We start from the raw sequence: 18,539 nt of genomic DNA, 5'->3' as shown, positions 1-18,539 counted from the left end.
CTCCCAGCTGTCAGTGTAATTAATCATAGGCATCACCCATATAACTGAAATTATCCTCAAGCCAGTAACAATACTTGCCGCCATATTCAAAAAGCCGCGTAAGCAGCTCAGTAAATGAGTGTGCAATCACATCGGTACTGCCCGCAATACCGTGACGATCGTGAAAGCTGTCATAACATCTGCCGAGTCTATTGCTATTCAAATCAAATGTAATATATTGAGAGTGTCCGTCTGTCGCTATGACAAACCAATCCGATGAACGGTCATCTTCTATCTCTTCTCCAAGGATGACAAGATTGGCTGTTTTAAATTGGTCAGGCGGGACAATTGTAATCGAATAGTCCATTCCCTCAAAAAGCAGCATACCGCCACAAAGCTTATAAAATGTTTCAAGGTCGCCAGGAATATCGTGCCTCATGCCAGATGGCTGGCCTGCAGGCGGAAATACCGTGCAATCATGTGAATGTGAGATTTTTTGAATTAATTCGTCTAGCATTGATCACTCCCCCAATGTCAGCTCAAAAAGCCACTTAAAAAACATGTGGAGTTATTATACACACATGCCGTATTCTATCACTAATCATAAAATCAAGTTAGCAGGCCCAGCGACTTTAATGACATTAAAACGGGGGATTTAAAAATTATAACATTTTATGAAAACCTGCCATCACCACTCTATGTAATCCTTTCGATCGGGTTAGGCTTATTATTAATCGCCTATTTTATTTACGAAAGATCAAAATACTCAACTTTATTTTTAATTGGCATGGTTTTTATTAGCTCAACATCTATCATGGCAGGGATAGTGAGAATATGTAATAATTTCACTTTTTTCAATCAACAAATAGAACACATAGAAAAATTTCCTTTTATTGGTCTAATCGGTATCCCCCTCATCATCATAGGGGCCTATCAACAATCATGCCACGATCCTAAAAAAAGAAAGCTAATTGTAAGGATGGGTGCTCTATTTATTTTCTCAATGATACTTCTTGGGTTGATTGTCTTAATCGCATATCTAAATAATAGAGCTTAAACTCAGCTGATGCCCCATGAAAAAACCGTCGTAGGGAAATCCCTACAACGGTTAAGTTTAAACTTTTTAATTACTCTGTCCCCGTATCACAACCGCCTCATAAGGCCGAAGCGTGAAGCTTCTCCAGTCCCGCCCTTCTTCGGCCGGATAGTTGCCAAGCAGCAGCTCTCCGCCCTCGAACTCAGCCCCTACCCCGTCCGGCAGCTTAAACTCCACCGGTTCGCCGTAAAAGTTGAGCGCCACGAGCAGCTTTTCGCCGTCGTCCACGACACGCGTATAGGCATAAATCTGCTCATGCTGCTCCAAAATCTCCTCGTACCGACCATACACGATCGAATCCGTATGCTCCTTGCGCAGCCGGATCAGCTTCCTGTAATAATGGAAAATCGAATCCTCGTCGAGACGAGCTTCCTCGGCGTTAATCTCGGTATAATTCGGATTCATCGATATCCACGGCTGCCCTGTCGAAAAGCCGCCGCTCGCGGAAGCATCCCACTGCATCGGTGTGCGGGCATTGTCGCGCCCTTTGCTGTAAATTCCGTTCATGATGTCCTGCTCCGGCCGCCCGCCATCCAGATGCTCGCGGTACATATTCAGCGTTTCGATATCCTTGTATTCATGAATTGATCCGAAACGCACATTGGTCATGCCAAGCTCTTCGCCCTGGTAAATGTACGGCGTACCCTGCAGCGTATGCAGCAGGGTGGCGAGCATTTTGGCGGATTGTTTGCGATACCGCCCGTCATCCCCAAAGCGAGACACCAACCGCGGCTGATCGTGGTTGTTCAGGTAAAGGCTGTTCCAGCCCCGGCCTGCCAGCCCTGTCTGCCACTTGCTCATGATGCGTTTGAAGTCGCGCAGACGCCAAGGCCGCACATCCCATTTGCCATAACCGGAGTCGATGTCCATCAGCTCGAACTGAAACACCATGTTCAGCTCTCCCCTGTGCTCGCTCACATACTTTGCCGCCTCATCCGGCGTGACGCCGGGCGTCTCCCCGACGGTCATAATATCGTAGCGTGACAGAACCTCCCGGTTCATCTCCCGCAAATAATCATGCGCCTTCGGTCCGTTCATAAAAAACTCGCCGCCAAAGTTGTACCATCCGTCCCCATGCGCGTCAGGCAGCTCCGGCACCTTGGAAATGAGATTAATGACGTCCATGCGGAAGCCGTCAATGCCTTTATCCAGCCACCAAGCCATCATATCGTACACTTCGCGGCGGACGCGCGGGTTATCCCAATTTAAGTCCGGCTGTTTGCCTGAAAATAAATGCAGGAAGTATTGGCCCGTTTCCTCGTCGTATTTCCAGGCGGAGCCGCTGAAAAAGCTGGACCAGTTGTTCGGCTCCCGGCCGTTTTGGCCATCGCGCCAAATGTAATAATCCCGGTACGGGCTGTTTTTGGACAGCCGTGACTCCTCGAACCATGCATGTTCATCGGATGTATGGTTCACGACCAGGTCCATGATCAGCTTCATGCCCCGGCTGTGCAGTCCGTCCAGCAGCCGCTCCCAATCCGCCATCGTGCCAAACTCCTTCATGATGCGGCGGTAGTGGCTGATATCGTATCCGTTGTCATCATTAGGCGACTCAAACACGGGACAGAGCCAAACGACGTCGACGCCAAGCTCCTGCAAATAATCCAGCCGGCTGATGATGCCGGGAATATCCCCGATGCCGTCGCCGTTGCTGTCCTGAAAGCTGCGGGGGTAAATTTGGTACACAACGCTTTCTTTCCACCAGGCTTTGGTCATGAATGCTCTCTCCTATCCATGAAACGGTATTAAGTGTTCCGGCTCATTGCCTACATCATTACCCGTTCGGAAGCGTTGCTACCTTGAAAGAAGTCACATATGAATGAAGCCGCTGAAAATAATCCCGGCTGATCTATCGGGCAGACTCAATCGGATAATCGACAACAACAACTTGGTCTACCAGTCCTTCGAGGCTAGCGACAAAAGCCTGATGCGCCGGATGCGGGCCGTACGCGCGCAGCGCTTCCCGGTCGGTAAACGTTACGCGAAGTCCAAGCGAAAAGCCGTGAATATGCTCCGTCTCCTCCGTTTCGTTGAACCCCGCCGTCAGCTCCACAATACCCGGAACCTGATCTTTAAGCCCATAAAGCAATCCAAGCAGCTCCTGCTGTTTAATCGGCTCAAGCGGTCCGTTGAACCGGAATGATACGAGATGCTCCATCATGTGAAAGATCCTCCTGTATTAAATATTCGTGCCGTTAATCTGTCTTACTCCAGCTCCCCAAAAACCCGCTCCATATACCGCCGCACCCGCAGCTCCTGCTCCTCGTCGTAGAGGCATCCAAGATTCTGCGCAACATCTCTTGCCGTACGGCCGAAAAGCTCCGCCGCCGCTTCAAGCGCCTGCCGGATCGAGCTGGATTCCGCAGCCGGATAAGTACGCAGCAGCGACTCCCAGCTCTCTTGCGGCAAATAGCGTTGAAGATACTTCCCGTTTTTGCCCGTGCTCACGGAAAATCCAGTTCGATAACCGGCCTGCCAATTCAGCATCTGCATCAGCATCTCGCGCACAGGACCATTCAGATGATCCAGTGCATATAGGAGCTCGCCCCGCCATATCCCTTTGGCCACATAAAGCGACACCCACCAGAACTCATTGCAGCAGTTGTCAAAAAACTCGCGGTTTGGCGGCTCCACATAATAATCCTCGTCGGTCGGCTCCGAAAGCTTCGGCAGAAGCCCGTCCTTATCCAGCAGCACCCGAATGAGCTTGTCCTCCCGGACATAATCTCCTGCCTGCTCAACTGGAATCAGATTTAAGTCGATCCGGTTGCCATCCTCAAACTGCATGAGATAAGGAAACCGGCCGTTATCGTCCGGCGGCACAAGCTTCATCCGTTCGGGCATCTGCAAAATCACCCGTTCTCCGAATCGGTCGATCCAGCTGTCGTCGTTAAGAAAAGAAGCCATTTCCGTCACCAGGTACACAACATCGTAGTCCTGGAACCGGTCCGCCTCTACCGTCGGATTTACCCGCGAACCGTTCAGGAAGACTGCCCGGATGCGCTCGTCGCCGCTGGCCGTTCCCAGAATGAGCTCCATCATTTCCGCTTCGTTTCTCACTGTCCCGATGCGCCTCCTTTTTCCGCCCAAATGTCCGCTTCCCGAACGAGCTGTTGCATGAACTCGCCTTTGCCCTCCTGATACTGATGCGTATCATCCGGCCATCGCCGGGCCAATTCCCTCTTCAATTCGCCGTAGGCTGAAGCCCGCTGCGGATGAGCGGCCTGATATCCGTTTTTCTAATTTGGAATCAAACCTCCTTATTCCTTCTATTAATATGTAGCGTTAATTGAACGCCCTGACCTATCCCGTACATTTCGCCGCTCGAACCTGGGAAGCCTGCTCGTAGAGGCGCTGGAGCTCAGTTCCAGGCAAATTGAATAAAGTTCCACTAATTTTACTAACTTATATTGAGAAACTAAAAATAATATAGTATAATAATACCACAAAGAAGAAAATGGAGATGAATCTCATGGCGCAAACAATGGAAATCGGAATCAGCACATTTCTGGAAGCGACGTCGAGTCCGGCGGGAACGCCGAAAAACCACGCCGAACGGCTGCGTGAGGCGGTGGAGGAAATCGTCCTTGCCGATCAGGTCGGACTGGATGTATACGGAATCGGGGAGCATCACCGGCCTGACTATGCGGGATCGGCTCCGGCTGTTATTTTGGCGGCGGCAGCTGCGCAAACGAAACATATCCGGCTGACAAGCGCGGTGACGGTGCTCTCGTCGGATGATCCCGTCCGAGTGTACCAGCAGTTCGCTACGCTGGACGGTCTGTCGAACGGCCGCGCGGAAATCATGGCGGGCCGCGGCTCGTTTACGGAATCGTTTCCGCTGTTCGGCTACAGCCTGGAGAACTATGAGGAGCTGTTCGATGAAAAGCTGGAGCTGCTGCTCGACATCGCCCGCTCGGAAAAAATAAGCTGGCGCGGCGGGCATCGCCCATCCATTCCAAACCTGGGCGTCTACCCGCGCGCCGTACAAGACCCGCTTCCTGTCTGGATCGCCACCGGCGGCAACGCGCAGTCGACGATCCGCGCCGGACTGCTCGGCCTGCCGATTGCGTATGCGATTATTGGCGGTATGCCGGAGAGCTTTGCGCAGCTTGTAGATCTGTACAAAAAAGCCGCTGCCCAAGCCGGGCATGATGTGACCAAGCTGCAGATTGCCACCCACTCCCACGGGTTTATTGCGGATACGAAGCAGGCTGCCGGCGATTTGCTGTTCGAGCCTTACCAAGCGCAAATGTCGAAGATCGGACGCGAGCGCGGCTGGAACTCCTCGTTTACCCGCGAGAACTTCGACGCAGGAAGCGGGCTCCGCGGAGCGCTTTACGTCGGTGACCCGGAATACGTGGCCGAGAAAATTTTACTGCTGCACCGCAATCTTGGCGTCACGCGTTTCTTCCACCATGTAGACGTCAGCGCCATCCCGCACCGCGAGGTGCTGCGCTCGATCGAGCTGCTCGGCACGAAGGTTGCGCCGATCGTCCGCCGCGAGCTGGCGAAACAAAACTCTCAAGCCTAACAAATCAAAACGGGCTGTACCTTTGCCATGACACTGGCGCCGGTGCAGCCTGTTTTGCCGTTAGTAGCCGTTATCGGCCGTTCCTGCGATTCGCCAGCTCGATGACCGCAATCCCCTTTTCGCTATGTTCTTTTTCGCCTTTTATTTTCACCGCGTCCGTAAACCCGCAGCCGAGCCAAAAACGCAAACCGGGCCAATTTTTCAGATCAACGGCTGCTCGCACCGACTCATAACCCTGAGCAAATGCAGCCTCGGTTATTCCGGCTGTAATCTCCTTGCCGTATCCAAGCCCACGGCTGCCAGGACTCACGCCGAATAAACCGATATACAAATCTCCTGCGCCAGGATAACCGTGATACAGTTCCATAATTGCAACCGGCTCCCCCGCTTTCACCGCGTTACGGTCATAAACGAGCTGAACCAGCGCACGGGAAGCCTCCCCGCCCGGCGGCAGCTCCGGCTTCCCTGCCAGCACATCCCGGATATACACCGGATTAAACGTTCCTTCACCCCATCCCGTGGAAGGCATTGCCGCTTCGTAAATCCGCTGCGCCGCCTCTCCGTCGCTTTTTTCAATCATGCGAACAAAAAAACGCTCCGTCTCCCATCTGCCGGGAATCAGCTCAAGCTCGTTCATATTGCACACCTCAGTATTTTAATATTTATCTAATTTGATTATAGTCTAATCACTTATAGAATCAACATTGATTTATTCCTGCAAAGGTACACGCCGGAAACATTTTTGCAACATTTCAGCGCTATGATGCGTTTGGAACGGTGCAAAAGGGAAACATTAACCAAGTGGAACAAAACGAACAGGAGCGATCAGATTATGAAAAAGTCAGCTAAAGCACTTCCCGCCCTGCTATCCGTCGCAGCTCTATCCCTTGCAGCATCGTCCATTATCGCCGCAAGCCCTGCATCGGGTCCGATCTCAACTCAACCGCCAACGGAAACTCCGGCCCCGGATGATCAGCAGGCGCAGCCGAACTTTGCCAGCGTAAGCGGCACGGTGAAATCGATTACCGACAGCGAAACGCAGCCGGGCACCAAAACCGTGAGTCTCGAAAATGACACCGGAGAAGTGATCGCCAATGTGTCCGTGACGTCAAACACGTATGTCGAAAGCCCCGATCAGCTGAAGGTCGGCGCTAAACTAATCGTTTTCTACGATGCCAAAAAACCGATGATCATGATCTATCCGCCGCAATTCGAGGCTGAGGTTGTCGTCACTGCCGATGCCGGGAATACGTGGAAGGTGGACCGTTTTAGCAGCAATGCCGAGCTGAAAAACGGCTATTTAAGCGAAGACAATTCCCTGATTATCCTCCCTTCGGACAAAACGAAGATCATCACAGAGGACGGGAAACCTTTCACCGGCGACCTGAACGGGCGCGCGCTTGCAGTTAAATACGGAGTAAGCACGCTCAGCTTTCCGGCCCAAGCATCTCCCGAGCTGATTGTCGTATTGTTCGAGGAAGCCGTCCCGGCGCCAGGCGCCGAAGCTCCTGTGGATGAAGCGCCAGGCGACGTAGCCAATCACAGCATCGTTGTAGAAGGCAAAACCATCGAAGCCCCTGCTGCTTTTACCGATGAAAAGGGCACAGTCATGGTGCCGCTCCGTGCTATCACGGAAGCGCTGAACCAGAAGCTGAAATGGGAATCCGCTACAAAAACGGCTTGGATCGGCATTACCTCGTCGCTGCAGATCGGAAAAGACTACTATACCTACAACAAAATGGCACCGATTGAACTCGGAACCGCGCCGGAATTAGTGAACGGCTCCACTTATGTGCCGCTCTCCTTCTTCAAGGACGTTCTGCGACTGAACAACGCGTATGTGTTGGAAGATCAGATTGTCATTGATAATCAGGAAAAAATGGGATAACAGCAGCAGCAAAAAGGCCTCTCCGCGTGGGAGAGGCCTTTTTGTCATTTACCAATGAATCTTAAACGGCACTTTGCCGCTCACATCGATTGGAATCGATTTGGAATTCAAGCCTGCAGCAGCCAGCGCCGGAATATCCTCGCGAATGCCGATCGCGTCAATCGTTAAGGTCCGGCCTGATTCCAGCAGGAACTTGGGTTTGCCCTCGGACGGGAATAAAAGCGATCCGCCAGCAACACCTTCATTGCGCCGGGCCGTTTCCTTAGCCGCTCCGCCGATCAGCCCCGACTCATGCTTGATCGTATCGTATAACAGCTCGCCGTTGCGGGAGGCCGTAAATTCGTCGGCAAAAAACCGCTCCTTCACGATTCGCATCCAGTTGTCCTCCATCCAGCCGGAACGGCGGTGCATGCGATCCTCCACGATCTCGTCATACAGCTTTTTGTCCGCGAACAGTCGCCTTTGGGAAGGAGGAGCGGTCGGTTTCGGCGTTGGCGTTGGGGTAGGGGTCGGCGTAACGGTCGCGCCGGGCAGTCCGCCCGGGTTGCTTGGCGTCGGGGTAGGAGTCGGCGTCGGCGTGGGGCTCGGCGTGCGCCGCGCATCCATCTCCCCGTCGTACAACCGCTCGGCCTCCTGAAACGCCCGCCCCTCCAGCGCCTTTTCATAAACGTCCTTAATCGTTTCCACAGCGGCCAGGGATGCCGCATCCGCTACGTTTTGCGCCTGGCGCTTCTCGATAAATACGGTGTAGAAGTAAAACAGATAGATGGCGAGCACGATGAACATCGCCACCATACCGATGCCGAGCAGCGACATGCTGCCGCGTTCGTTGCGAAGCGCGCCGAGCCCGCGTGCTCCTTGCCTGCGCTCTGCCCGGACTTGGCTGTCTGCAACGGCAGCAGACAAGCGGCCTTGCTGCCCTGCCTTCCACACGCCGTCCGCAACAGCTGCGGACAAACGGCCGCTGCGGCGGATGAAGGACCGTGACGGGCGCAGCTCCGCTGCCATTCTGCTAAAGAAGCCGTCCATGTCAGCCCTCCGAGCCGCCCTTGGCGTATTCGGTAATCCAGAATGCAGCTTGGGCTCGGGTTACCGCCGCCTGCGGCTCCAGCTTTTTCGCGTCTCCGAACGCAGTCAGATACGGCTTGCCTTCACGGTTCACGTAACCATCCACGCTCACCGCGAACAGATTGCCGATTTTGTCTCGGTCCTCGAACCGGCGCAGGTTCACCTTGGCGCTGTCCGCCGCATAAACCGGCTTAACGACAAAGCTATCCCGCTGATACCAGCCCCATAATAGCGTGAGCTGCTCCCGGGTCAGCTTCTCCTCCAGCCGCATCGTTTTGTCCGGAAACCCAGCGATAATGCCGGATTGGGTCAAGCCCTCTACCAGCTCATAATCCTCGGACTCTGGAGCCAAATCGGTATAAGTCGGCGTTGACGGCCGAAACGGAATGACGCCTTTATCGTCATAGGCGCTCATCCAGCGGATGAACTCCGAGCGGGTAATCGGCTCGTCGGGGCGGAACTTGCCGTCCGCCTCCAGCTTCACCTTTGCGGTCAGCTTGCCGATCGCTGCGGCGAATTTATGCCCCTGCGCATCGCTAGCCGTCTGACCCGCCGCCGGCGATTCCGGCTCCGGTCCGCTAACTTCAACGGCTGCCTTAACCGGCGGCGGCGAGAACGCTGCGCCGGACGAACGGCGGCTCTCCTCGCCAGCGTTGCTGACGATCCAGAACGCCGCCTGCGAGCGGCTGACCTCCGCTTCCGCCGACAGCCGGCTCGTATCGCCGAAGGTCCGCAAATACGGCTTCTCATCCTGATTCACATAATAGGCGACAGGCTTTATAACGGCGTCGGGAATCTCCTTGCGGTCTTCCCGGCTCATCAGATTTACTTCCGAGTACGTCCGGTCCATCTGCGATCCGGTGACGCCGGTATTTTTCTGGTACCACGCCCATAACAGCGTCAGCTGGCCTCGGGTCAAATTGTCCCCCAGCCGGATTGTGCCGTCTTCCAGGCCGGCGATCGCTTCCGCCTTCGCCAGCCCCTCGATTAGCTCGTAATCTTCGCTGCCGGGAGCCAGGTCGCTGAAGGTCGGCGTGCCGGGGTTATCCGCAGCGATGCCTTTGTTGTCGTAAGCGCTCATCCAGCGGATGAATTCGCCGCGCGTTACCGGCTCCGCCGGGCGGAACCGCCCGTCTGCATCGGGAGCAGCCGCTCCGCTTTCCAACAGCTTCACGATTTCGTTCCGGAACTTGTGCTTGCTAATATCTGACACGGCGACAGTCGCCGGAGACGGCTGCGGCTCTTCCGTTCCTTCGTTCAGCCCGCCCCCCGGGGAAGGGGAGACGGCCGGCGAAGATGAGGGAAGGACGGACTGCTGCGGCTCCGTCTTTTTCCCGTCGCTGCTGTCGCAGGCTGCGGCAAGCAGTCCCGTGAGCACCAGTACGGCTGCGGCTGCCGCCTTGCGGGTTGAGGTCGATTTCAACGAATCACAGCCTTTCGCATTAATTCGATAAATACCGGTACAGATTTAAACCGCCAAATACAATTACGGCCAGCACGATGCGAAACAGATACGTTCTGCGCGTCTGCGCGTCGCCATGAATGAACATGAGCACCATAACCGCCAGCGCCGGCAAAAAGCTGACGATCCATAACACAACCGCCGTGCCGAAGCTGATATAATCGTTGCTTCCGGCCAGATAACTGAGAACAAACAGCGAAACGATGAAAAACAGACTGGTCCACATCATCAGCTTCGTCAGCAGCTTGTCGTCCATGGCTTTAATTTTTTGCAGCATGACTATTTGCTCCCTTTCTCGTTCGCAGTTTCCTGGCCGTTGCCTTCGAGCGCTTTATCCGCTTCGTTAATGACTTTATCCCCGCTGACCTCAGCCGACTCCTGCATCGCGCCTTCGCTGGCGGACAGCTTATCCAGAGCCTGCTGATTTTGCTGGAGCTGGTTCCACTGCTGCTGCGTCACGGGATTGCCGCTGTTATCCCAGCGGTTGATATTGTTCGTATTGGCGGAATCGTTCCAGATCCGGTTCAACTCGGCGTTGGTAATCGTACGCGAGTTGTTCGGAACGATGTCATCCACGGTTCGCAAGCCTAAATCCGAGAAGGCCGTGCCGATATTTTCATCGGTACGCAGACGGTTGAAGCGTCCGCCGAACAGCGTTTGCAGCACGAAGCCCTTGAAAAAGCCCTGCGCCGCAACGGTCGTTCCGTCCGTCTTCTCCTGCTTGGCGAGCGACACGATGAAGCCCTCGAACGACTGGGCGAACATCGCCGATACCCGCTTGCCAAGGCCGCTGTTCGCAGCCGCGCCGAGCGCAGCGCCGATACGGTCGAACACAAACGCGCCAGCGGCGCTTTCCGCGACGAGGCCAAGCGTCTTGAGCGGAGTCGGGAACTCGCCCGTGGCGACCATATCAAAGCCTACGTTAATGAACACATTAATCGTTGTGGAGAAATAAAACGTTTTGGACACAAGCGATTCCTTCAAAGCGGCAATCGGATGTTTGACTACGTTTAAAAACGTAGTTTTCACATTGCCCAGCGCCGTTCTGGAAAAGGCCAATATCCTCGTCCCAGCCATCTGAAGCGCCTGTTTGAGTCCGGCGGAGCGCACGAGCTGGAAAGCCCCTCTCGCTGCCGCAAACACACCGGCATGGCCGAGCGTCAGCACAAAACCTGCGGCCAAACCGCCAATGCCCATCGCTTTGACAAAATCAAACGCGTCTCCGGCGACAAGAGCATAAATGCCGCCGGCAATCGCACCGACGACTAGCGCGGCGATAATGACCGGCGCTCCAAAGGTGACGCCGATAATCGCCGCTACCGCTACGATGACCACAACAACGACAACCGCTCCAATCAGTCCGGCTCCTGCGCCCTTGGAAAACTGGACCGTGCCTTCCCATAACGTCTGGTACCAAGGCTTGCCGCTGTCACCGGATTCGGTATTTGGGTTATCGCTGTCCGGGGTGCTGCCGCTGCCAGAATCGGTGTCGCCGGAGTCGGTATCGCCAGAGTCCGTTCCCGGTTCTCCGGTATCACCGGAATCCGTATCGCTGCCCCCCGTGTCCGATGAACCCGTACCTCCGGGATCGGTCGTGCCGGGAGTATCGGTACCGGATTGGTTTCCATCCGGCGTATCGTCAGTGCCGCCGTCTGGATCGGCATTGCCTGGATCGGTTCCGCCAGGATCCGTGCCTCCCGGGTTTGTGCTGCTGGAATCGGTTCCGCCAGGGGTTGTGCCCCCGGAATTCGTCCCGTCCCCGGTGTTTACTCCTCCTGGCCCTTGCCCTCCCGTGCTTCCATCGTTCCCGTCCCCGCCGTCATCTCCGCCCGATGCGGGCGGCCCAGGCTCAGCCGTGTCTCCGTTGTCATAATCCGGAGCGCCGGTCGAGCCGTCCGGAACGGCGACGTCAATCGAGGAAGGCGGCTTATCGCCTCCCTTATCGGGAATATCATACGACTCCAGGCCGGTGCCGATGCCGCTGTCGGAAGAAGCCGCATAAGCCGGAAGCCCGTGCAGCAGGCCCGCCAGCAGCAAAAGCATGAGCATAACATAACGAACCGGATTGTTTCGGATTCGAATGACGTTCACCTCCTCATTCGTCCGTTTTTTCCTTCATGACGGTAACTTGGGTGCTGATTGGCAGCGCCCAGCCGGAGCCGAACAACGAGCCTGTCACCATCGGCGACTCCAGCTCAACCCTTACCGTTACGTATTCACCGCTCGTTGAGCGGGATATATTCCGAACTTTATAGCCGCCTGCCGTATTGCGCACGGCAGTTTCATAACCGGGTCCAGAGCCGTCCGCCACCATCGCGGCGCGCGCTCCCTCCATTGCCGCCTGTTTGGCAACTACGGCTGTTATGCCGACAAGCGCAAACTGGGCGACAACGAGAATCATCAGCAGAAAAAGAGGAATAATGCCGACAAATTCAATCGCCTGGGCTCCCCGCTCATTGCGCAGGAAACGGGAAAACGGGCGGGCCGCAGCCCGACCGCCCGAATGCTTAGATTTTAATTTTATCAATGAATTCTTTAAGCTTGTTTTTAAGCTGCTCTGCAATGCCACCGCCATCACCGCCAAACATGGAGATTAACGCAATGATCAGGACGACGGCAACGGCTGCGACGCCGATGTACTCGATCGCCTGAGCTCCGCGCTGATTGCTCAAAAAGCTGCGTGCCTGCTGCGCCTTCGCATACAGATGAAGACCAATTGTGCGTACCATATTGGTTCACCTCCTCTCAAGTTCGAATTTACAGACTGTCCAATCCGTCCCACGAAATGCCGATGCCTTCCGGGTTGTAAATAAAGTTCAGTACTAACAAACCGACAATGCACAAAATGACCGCCGGCAAAATAACAAAGGTTGTAATCAAGGTCACCTTCGGGCCCGCCTTGGCTGCTTTCTCCTTCACGCTGGATACACGCGTGTCGCGCATATCCTCCGCCAGCGTCTTAAACGTGCTGGAAATCGGAACGCCGAGCCTGCTGCCCTGGATCAGCGACAAAATAAGCATCTCCAGCGGCTTGGACTGGTTCCGGTTCATCAGGCGCATATACGCCTGCTCGCGAGGGACCCCGATATCCAGCTCCTGCTGGAACCGCTGCAGCTCCTCCTTCAGCGGGCCGTCCATCGTCCGCACGATCTGTTTCATCGCGGGATCAAGCGGCACGCCTGCCTGCAGCGTTACGCTCATCGCGTCCATGAAGTCGGGCAGATCAATGCCGATCTGCTCCTGGCGTCCGGCTGCAGCCGAGCGCAGCCAGATGGCGGGGTAAGCAAAACCGGCGGCGAACAGCAGCAGAACGACGGCCGGACTAAAGCCGACAAGCGACAGCAGCATGCCAATGAGCAGGCCCGTGAACAGGCACAGAAACCGGAAGCCGTAAAAGACGTCGAGATTCATTCCGTGCGGATGCCCGGCCAGCGCAAGCCGCCTTTCCAGCAGCTCGTCGTTGGAGAACATCCGGAAGCGCCTGCCAAGCGGCGTCAGCCCCTCGGACCAGCGGAACACCTTGGCGGTTATGCGTCCCGACAACCGCTCTTTTTTCTTCTTTTCCTTCTCGATTAAGCCGAGCCGCTGCATCAGCGCAATCCGCTTGAATATATACAGGGCGAACAGCGCCATCGACAGCGCCCACAGCGCCAGAGCCGCGAAAAGCAGCAGTTTGGACCATTCCATCACGATCACGCCTTTATCCGGGAAACTTTGCTGATCAGCAAAAAACCGATCAGCATCAGCACGATGACCACCGCCAGCAAAATCATGCCCGGCAGCGTGAAGATCGGCGTAATGAAGCCTTTAAAAATCGTATTAAACACAAACACGAGAAAGACCGGCATCAGCGCCAGCGTGAAGGCGATGTAACGGGACTCCGCCGTCTGGTTGCTGATTTCACGATTGACGCGCTCGCGCTCCTCCAGCGTGCGGGCCAGATGGTCCAGCGCCGCGCCGAGGTTGCCGCCCGCCTGGCGCTGGACGATAATCGTCTGCGTCAGCAGGCGGATATCCTTGCTTGTGAACCGGTCATGCACCCGCTCCAGCACATCGCCGACCCCAGTGCCCATTTTCAGCTCGCGCGACATCGTTTGGAACAGAAATCCGGCTGGCGGCTTGATTTCCTGCGCCACCATGTCGATGCCCTGCTGGATGCTCATCCCGGCGCGCACGCAGCTGGACATCATGCGGCAAATTTCCGGCAGCTGCCGGTTAATCTGCTCGCCGAACTTCTGCTGCCGGCTTTTGAGCAGCTGCTTGGAGCCCAGATTGGTAACCAGATAAGCGATGAGCAGATTATACGGAAAGCCGAGATCAAGCAGGCTCGCAATGAGGAAGCTGATCATGATCCACGAGCCCCACAGCAGCAGCAGCCAGTTGAGCGGCGACAGCTTGATGTGGGCTGCGGACAGCCGATCCGCCCAGCTGCGGCCATACTCCGAAGCGCCGAGCCGCAAGCTCAGCCGGCGGTATGCGCTGCTGCGTGCGCGCGCATCCTCCGTATGCAGCTCGGTCAGCTTGCGGTTCAGTGCATTCATGCCGCGGCGGGCATGCACAAGCTCCATAACGCCGTATAAGCCAAACGCCGCTGCAGCGAACACAACGAGCAGAAACAGACTGTGCTCAGGCATGGACGCTCTCCTCCCGGTCAGCCAGATAAAAATCCAGCCCCAGATCGTAGCCAAGCGACGCAATTTTGTCATGGCATTCCGGCACGTACCCCGTCGTCTCGAAATATCCGATGCCGCGGCCGTTTTTGTCCGTTCCGGTGCGGCGGTAGCGGAACAGCTCCTTCAGCTTCAGCTCGCTGCCCTCGTTCACCGCCTCGGCGACGGACACGATTTTGCGCGTGCCGTCCGGCAGGCGCAGCGTCTGCACAACGAGCTGAATTGCAGCGCTGATGAACGGGCGAACGACATCCGCGGTCATCGACGTGTTGGACATGAGGATCATCGCCTCCAGACGGCTCATCGCATCCTTCGGAGTGTTGGCGTGGATCGTCGTCAGCGAGCCCTCATGGCCGGTGTTCATCGCCTGCAGCATGTCGAGCGCCTCCGCGCCGCGCACTTCGCCGACGATAATCCGGTCCGGACGCATCCGCAGCGCATTGCGCACGAGATGGCGGATCGTAATTTCACCGCTGCCCTCCATATTGGCGGGACGGGCTTCCAGCGATACGCAGTTTCTGCGGTTGAGGCGCAGCTCCGCCATATCCTCAATCGTGATGACGCGCTCCCCGACGGGAATCGCGGACGAAATGATGTTGAGCAGCGTCGTTTTGCCGCTGCCGGTCCCCCCGGAAATCAAAATGTTCATTTTGCCGGCAACCGCCGCTTCCAGAAACTGAGACATTTTACCCGAGAGCGAGCCGAACCCCATTAAATCCTTCATGACGTAAGGGTCCTTCTTGAACTTCCGGATCGTGAGCACGGGACCGTGCAGCGCAATCGGCGGAATCGCGGCGTTGATCCGGCTGCCGTCCTCCAGCCGCCCGTCGACGAGCGGCGAGCTTTCATCCACCCGCCGTCCAATCGGAGCGACAATCCGGTCGATAATATGGCGGATATGATCCTGATTTTTAAATTGGATGGTCGCCTGAGAGATTTGGCCTTTTTTCTCGATATAAATCTCGTTCGGCCCGTTGACCATTATTTCCGTAATATCATCGTCCTGCAGCAGCGGCTCCAGCGGACCGTAACCGACGGAATCGTCGAGAATCATATCCAGCAGACGGGTTTTATCCATCTGGGTGATGATGACCTTCTCCTGCTCCATCATGTCGGTAATCAGCTTTTCAATCGTTTTGCGCTTCTGGTAGGTCGGAAGCTTGATCAGCTGATCCAGGTTCGTCTCCTTGAGAAGCCGCTCCTTGTAATGATTGAACAGCTGGTCAAGATAGTCTTGAGGCTTCTCAGACGCTGATCTGTCGTCCAGACTGCTGCTTAACCGCTGGAAGATCGACATGCGCCTCGCCTCCTTCTTCCTTGAACAGCTTGAGCGCCAGCTCGGCGTACTCCTTGAGCGGCCCTCTCATTCGTTTAATCTTCATGCCCGGCTCCACATGCAGCGGCTTGCCTACGTTCATGCGGGACTGAATGCCCATTTTGTTATCCTCAGGAATAACCCCGATGACCGGAACCGATACCATTTTGCCGAGATCGTCCAGCGTGACGTCGGCTTTTTTGCTGTGGCGGTTCACCAGAATCGACAACTGCTCCGCATCCGTCAGATGGTAGCGGTCCATAATATCAAACGCATGTTTCATGCGCACAATCGACGGACGGTCCACGTTCAGCATGTAAAAGACGCGGTCGGCATGGTTAAGCGCAGCGATAGAGATTTCGTCCAGAGACTTCGGCAGATCCAGCACGATATAGTCAAAATGCTGGCGGCAGGCGCTGAACAGCAGCTCTATATCCGAGCCGCCGAACGTCTCTGCCTCCTGCGGATGGGCAGGCGACAGCAGCACCTGCACGCCGGACGGTTCCAGCTTGTAAAGCACGTTGCTCAGCTGGCTGTAGGTCAGCTCCTGCAGCACGGACTTCAAATCGCCGAGATCGCGCTCGGCCTGAATGTCCAGGTAATGCTGCAAGCCGCCGTACTGCATGTTGAGGTCGGCCAGCAGCACGCGCGCACCCGGCTTCATCGCCAGCATCTGCGCCAGATGCAGCGCCGCCGTCGTTGTGCCGGAGCCGCCCGAGGCGCTGAACAGGGCGAGGATCCGCCCTCCCTGCGCACGATTTCCCCGGCCTGAAGCGGAAGAGCGTCCCGCGCGGGCGAAACGCGCCGCCTTTTGCAGCGCCGCCTCCAGCTGCTCCAGCTCATCCGGCACGCGCAGCACATCGGAGATGCCTGCCCGGTAAAGCTCACGGATTGCGGCAAAATCGTCCGTGCGGCTCAGATAAATGACCGGCGCCGATTCGTTGACCTTTTTAAGCTGCTGGACGATGCCCGGCACGCTTACCGGCTCCAGCGGCTCCGCCAGCACAATGATGCGCGGCTCGGTATGGTTCAGCTCCATGTACGCCTCGCGGGGCTTGGTGATCTGCTCCCCGATCGTAAAGTTCAGAAACGTCAGATTTTGCTGCAGCTGCTGCATGAGACGGCTGTCGTCGGTAATCAGCGTAATTTTGGCGTTGTCGCTCATCGGTTACTGGCCTCCCTTGGCCGGGGAAGTCGTTGCTCCCGGTTTGGTTGATGCGCCGGGTTTCGTCGAAGCGCCTGGCTTGACGGTCTCCTTGTTGGAAGCGGCAGGAGGTGTTGGCTTCGGTGAAGGGCTTGGCGACTGCTTCGGTCCGGTTGCCGCGCCTGTTTCCTCTGACGCTTTGGCGTTGCCTGTTTTCAGCAGACGCACCTCCTTGCCGTAGTTCAGCGCCCAAATCACGCTTTTGGCATCCGTCAGCTTTACCATAATGCCGATCGCCGTCACCTCATCGCCCGTTTTATGCACGCTGCTGACCGTAACGTTTTTCAACAGCACCTGCGTCGTGCGGCGGTCGGCTCCCCCGGAGCCCGCCGTTTCGGCTTGCTCGTAGGAGATCATTACATCAACCTGGTCGTACGCATCAATCTGGTCATCGAACACCGCGAGCGGAGCGCGCAGCAGCACCTGCCGGAACCCGCCTGATACAAGACTATTGTCGCGCAGCATGGCCTGGGTGATGACCGCTCCTTTAACAATCGGCACCATGGATACTTTACCAATCAGATCGGAAGGGGATTCGATCAGGCTGTCGAGCATATACTTACGCGGAATTTCCTGCTCCTCCAGCAGATCCTCCTCGATGACTCTTCCGGCCGGAATATCGCTTCCAGCCACCTGCACCGTGACAAGCTCGCCCAAGCTGTCCTTCGTTTCCTGCATGTAACCGGAAAATAAAATGACTGCCACAGCCCCGAAGGCGAGAGAAAAAATGAGCAGCAGCAGTGCGCGTCGCTTGGACTCAAACATCGTTTAGGACACCTCTTGAATAAATATGAATGACGAACATTAAAAACCGATGAGAAGCGCTGCCGCCGCGCCAACCGCGATAAACGGAGCCATCGGCAGCTCCTTTATGCCGCCAAAACGCTTTGGCGCAAGCCAGCGCAACAGCAACAGCGGCCAAGCGGCGATGCCGGCGGCGAAAAAGGCGGCGGCAATCAGTACAATACCGTTCAACGCTCCAAGCGCCGCACCCGCAGCCGCCAGCAGCTTGATGTCTCCGCCGCCAAACGCTCCGCGGGATACCCAGGCCATCAACAGCCCTGCGGCAAGCAGCGCTCCCGCTCCAGCCAACGTGTAAAGAACCCCTTTTCCTTGCGGATGAATCGTATGTATGAGCATGAAATAAACGATAGCCGGGACGGTCGCATGATCATAAATCAGCCTTTTGGACAGGTCCGTCACAACGCTGTATACGAGCAAAAGTCCCAACGGAATAAGCAGCCAAACCGTCAGCAGCAATCACTTCCTTTAAAGCATCTTTATGACGCCACTCATTGTGGCAAAATCCTTTCCTCCCGTAAA

19 protein-coding genes and 1 pseudogene are annotated in these 18,539 nt (G+C 55.9%); 2 read left to right on the top strand and 18 right to left on the bottom strand.

The window, feature by feature from the left end; translation table 11 throughout:
* Positions 1-19: 19 nt before the first annotated feature.
* The 5 genes and pseudogenes from M3223_RS21565 to M3223_RS21545 form a co-directional block, all read right to left on the bottom strand.
* The gene (locus M3223_RS21565; RefSeq protein ID WP_251565491.1) at positions 20-496 is read right to left on the bottom strand and encodes an SMI1/KNR4 family protein; all 477 of its coding nucleotides are present in this window, start codon (positions 494-496) and stop codon (positions 20-22) included.
* Between the two features lie 606 nt (positions 497-1,102).
* On the bottom strand, positions 1,103-2,791 hold the full coding sequence (locus M3223_RS21560; RefSeq protein ID WP_251565489.1) for a glycoside hydrolase family 13 protein: 1,689 nt from the start codon (positions 2,789-2,791) through the stop codon (positions 1,103-1,105).
* A 133-nt stretch (positions 2,792-2,924) separates the two neighbouring features.
* Positions 2,925-3,236, bottom strand: a complete 312-nt coding sequence (locus tag M3223_RS21555; RefSeq protein ID WP_251565487.1) for a Dabb family protein — start codon at positions 3,234-3,236, stop codon at positions 2,925-2,927.
* A gap of 44 nt (positions 3,237-3,280) precedes the next feature.
* Entirely contained in the window at positions 3,281-4,135 is an 855-nt protein-coding gene (locus M3223_RS21550) for an aminoglycoside 6-adenylyltransferase (protein ID WP_251565484.1), read from the bottom strand.
* A pseudogene (locus tag M3223_RS21545) lies at positions 4,132-4,287 on the bottom strand (hypothetical protein); the annotation flags it as partial. The pseudogene M3223_RS21545 and the gene M3223_RS21550, both read right to left, overlap by 4 nt.
* A gap of 251 nt (positions 4,288-4,538) precedes the next feature.
* Between M3223_RS21545 and M3223_RS21540 the strand changes: the two are divergent.
* Complete coding sequence (locus M3223_RS21540; RefSeq protein ID WP_251565480.1) at positions 4,539-5,609, top strand: LLM class flavin-dependent oxidoreductase; 1,071 nt, start codon at positions 4,539-4,541, stop codon at positions 5,607-5,609.
* Positions 5,610-5,679: 70 nt separating this feature from the next.
* Here the strand turns inward: M3223_RS21540 and M3223_RS21535 are convergent, their stop codons facing one another.
* Complete coding sequence (locus tag M3223_RS21535; RefSeq protein ID WP_251565478.1) at positions 5,680-6,246, bottom strand: GNAT family N-acetyltransferase; 567 nt, start codon at positions 6,244-6,246, stop codon at positions 5,680-5,682.
* Positions 6,247-6,441: 195 nt separating this feature from the next.
* On the opposite strand from M3223_RS21535, the gene M3223_RS21530 reads away from it, so the two are divergent.
* The gene (locus M3223_RS21530) at positions 6,442-7,497 is read left to right on the top strand and encodes a copper amine oxidase N-terminal domain-containing protein (RefSeq protein WP_251565476.1); all 1,056 of its coding nucleotides are present in this window, start codon (positions 6,442-6,444) and stop codon (positions 7,495-7,497) included.
* A 48-nt stretch (positions 7,498-7,545) separates the two neighbouring features.
* Here M3223_RS21530 and M3223_RS21525 read toward each other — a convergent pair whose 3' ends face one another.
* Genes M3223_RS21525 through M3223_RS21470 form a run of 12 tightly spaced genes read right to left on the bottom strand, consistent with a single transcriptional unit; the run spans position 7,546 to position 18,476 of the window.
* The gene (locus M3223_RS21525) at positions 7,546-8,526 is read right to left on the bottom strand and encodes a pilus assembly protein TadG-related protein (protein ID WP_251565473.1); all 981 of its coding nucleotides are present in this window, start codon (positions 8,524-8,526) and stop codon (positions 7,546-7,548) included.
* 1 nt (position 8,527) lies between these two features.
* Positions 8,528-9,988: an S-layer homology domain-containing protein gene (locus M3223_RS21520; protein ID WP_251565470.1), complete on the bottom strand. Its 1,461-nt coding sequence runs from the start codon at positions 9,986-9,988 to the stop codon at positions 8,528-8,530.
* A gap of 19 nt (positions 9,989-10,007) precedes the next feature.
* A complete protein-coding gene (locus tag M3223_RS21515; protein ID WP_251565468.1) occupies positions 10,008-10,304 on the bottom strand; it encodes a hypothetical protein in 297 nt (98 codons plus the stop codon).
* Positions 10,305-10,306: 2 nt separating this feature from the next.
* Positions 10,307-12,118, bottom strand: a complete 1,812-nt coding sequence (locus M3223_RS21510; RefSeq protein ID WP_251565466.1) for a hypothetical protein — start codon at positions 12,116-12,118, stop codon at positions 10,307-10,309.
* Between the two features lie 4 nt (positions 12,119-12,122).
* Positions 12,123-12,554, bottom strand: coding sequence for a TadE/TadG family type IV pilus assembly protein (locus M3223_RS21505; RefSeq protein ID WP_251565464.1), 432 nt, complete (start codon positions 12,552-12,554; stop codon positions 12,123-12,125).
* Positions 12,535-12,756: a Flp family type IVb pilin gene (locus tag M3223_RS21500; protein WP_251565462.1), complete on the bottom strand. Its 222-nt coding sequence runs from the start codon at positions 12,754-12,756 to the stop codon at positions 12,535-12,537. The genes M3223_RS21505 and M3223_RS21500 overlap by 20 nt, the downstream gene beginning before the upstream one ends.
* Positions 12,757-12,784: 28 nt before the next feature.
* Entirely contained in the window at positions 12,785-13,714 is a 930-nt protein-coding gene (locus M3223_RS21495) for a type II secretion system F family protein (RefSeq protein ID WP_251565460.1), read from the bottom strand.
* A 5-nt stretch (positions 13,715-13,719) separates the two neighbouring features.
* Positions 13,720-14,661: a type II secretion system F family protein gene (locus M3223_RS21490; RefSeq protein ID WP_251565457.1), complete on the bottom strand. Its 942-nt coding sequence runs from the start codon at positions 14,659-14,661 to the stop codon at positions 13,720-13,722.
* Complete coding sequence (locus M3223_RS21485) at positions 14,654-15,994, bottom strand: CpaF family protein (RefSeq protein ID WP_251565455.1); 1,341 nt, start codon at positions 15,992-15,994, stop codon at positions 14,654-14,656. Before M3223_RS21485 ends, M3223_RS21490 begins: the two co-directional genes overlap by 8 nt.
* Positions 15,942-17,177 (bottom strand): AAA family ATPase, encoded by a 1,236-nt coding sequence (locus M3223_RS21480; protein WP_251565453.1) that lies wholly within the window; start codon positions 17,175-17,177, stop codon positions 15,942-15,944. The genes M3223_RS21485 and M3223_RS21480 overlap by 53 nt, the downstream gene beginning before the upstream one ends.
* Positions 17,178-17,180: 3 nt before the next feature.
* Positions 17,181-17,981 (bottom strand): Flp pilus assembly protein CpaB, encoded by an 801-nt coding sequence (cpaB, locus tag M3223_RS21475; RefSeq protein ID WP_251565451.1) that lies wholly within the window; start codon positions 17,979-17,981, stop codon positions 17,181-17,183.
* Positions 17,982-18,020: 39 nt separating this feature from the next.
* Complete coding sequence (locus tag M3223_RS21470) at positions 18,021-18,476, bottom strand: prepilin peptidase (protein ID WP_251565449.1); 456 nt, start codon at positions 18,474-18,476, stop codon at positions 18,021-18,023.
* Between the last annotated feature and the right edge of the window lie 63 nt (positions 18,477-18,539).

The organism is Paenibacillus pasadenensis (assembly GCF_023715725.1).
Taxonomy (GTDB): domain Bacteria; phylum Bacillota; class Bacilli; order Paenibacillales; family Paenibacillaceae; genus Paenibacillus_O; species Paenibacillus_O pasadenensis_A.
The sequence above is the reverse complement of the archived record's forward strand: the minus strand, read 5'-3'. Positions and strand labels throughout refer to the sequence as shown.

What these genes read in the sequence shown, in the direction of transcription:
- M3223_RS21490 (WP_251565457.1), bottom strand. Translation starts at nt 14,661, where the DNA reads ATGCCTGAGCACAGTCTGTTTCTGCTCGTTGTGTTCGCTGCAGCGGCG.
- M3223_RS21530 (WP_251565476.1), top strand. Translation starts at nt 6,442, where the DNA reads ATGAAAAAGTCAGCTAAAGCACTTCCCGCCCTGCTATCCGTCGCAGCT.
- M3223_RS21515 (WP_251565468.1), bottom strand. Translation starts at nt 10,304, where the DNA reads ATGCTGCAAAAAATTAAAGCCATGGACGACAAGCTGCTGACGAAGCTG.
- M3223_RS21565 (WP_251565491.1), bottom strand. Translation starts at nt 496, where the DNA reads ATGCTAGACGAATTAATTCAAAAAATCTCACATTCACATGATTGCACG.
- M3223_RS21525 (WP_251565473.1), bottom strand. Translation starts at nt 8,526, where the DNA reads ATGGACGGCTTCTTTAGCAGAATGGCAGCGGAGCTGCGCCCGTCACGG.
- M3223_RS21500 (WP_251565462.1), bottom strand. Translation starts at nt 12,756, where the DNA reads ATGGTACGCACAATTGGTCTTCATCTGTATGCGAAGGCGCAGCAGGCA.
- M3223_RS21560 (WP_251565489.1), bottom strand. Translation starts at nt 2,791, where the DNA reads ATGACCAAAGCCTGGTGGAAAGAAAGCGTTGTGTACCAAATTTACCCC.
- M3223_RS21480 (WP_251565453.1), bottom strand. Translation starts at nt 17,177, where the DNA reads ATGAGCGACAACGCCAAAATTACGCTGATTACCGACGACAGCCGTCTC.
- M3223_RS21485 (WP_251565455.1), bottom strand. Translation starts at nt 15,994, where the DNA reads ATGTCGATCTTCCAGCGGTTAAGCAGCAGTCTGGACGACAGATCAGCG.
- cpaB (WP_251565451.1), bottom strand. Translation starts at nt 17,981, where the DNA reads ATGTTTGAGTCCAAGCGACGCGCACTGCTGCTGCTCATTTTTTCTCTC.
- M3223_RS21535 (WP_251565478.1), bottom strand. Translation starts at nt 6,246, where the DNA reads ATGAACGAGCTTGAGCTGATTCCCGGCAGATGGGAGACGGAGCGTTTT.
- M3223_RS21555 (WP_251565487.1), bottom strand. Translation starts at nt 3,236, where the DNA reads ATGATGGAGCATCTCGTATCATTCCGGTTCAACGGACCGCTTGAGCCG.
- M3223_RS21495 (WP_251565460.1), bottom strand. Translation starts at nt 13,714, where the DNA reads ATGGAATGGTCCAAACTGCTGCTTTTCGCGGCTCTGGCGCTGTGGGCG.
- M3223_RS21540 (WP_251565480.1), top strand. Translation starts at nt 4,539, where the DNA reads ATGAATCTCATGGCGCAAACAATGGAAATCGGAATCAGCACATTTCTG.